The sequence below is a fragment of the Anoxybacillus sp. ST4 genome (assembly GCF_019448545.1).
GTDB classification, from domain to species: Bacteria; Bacillota; Bacilli; order Bacillales; family Anoxybacillaceae; genus Anoxybacillus; species Anoxybacillus pushchinoensis.
Map to the genome: position 1 here is coordinate 1 of NZ_JAHZOE010000110.1, position 255 is coordinate 255.

At 57.6% G+C, this 255-nt stretch carries 1 rRNA gene; it reads right to left on the reverse strand.

Features of this window, described 5'->3' with window-relative positions:
* Nucleotides 1–255: ribosomal RNA gene (locus tag K1I44_RS15225) — 16S ribosomal RNA — on the reverse strand; the annotation flags it as partial.

Sequence of the window (255 nt, forward strand, 5' to 3'; positions counted from 1 at the left end):
TGGGCCGTGTCTCAGTCCCAGTGTGGCCGATCACCCTCTCAGGTCGGCTACGCATCGTCGCCTTGGTGAGCCGTTACCTCACCAACTAGCTAATGCGCCGCGGGCCCATCCTGTAGCGACAGCTTGCACCGCCTTTCAACGAAAGATCATGCGACCTTTCGTATTATCCGGTATTAGCACCGATTTCTCGGTGTTATCCCCGTCTACAGGGCAGGTTGCCCACGTGTTACTCACCCGTCCGCCGCTAACGATTCA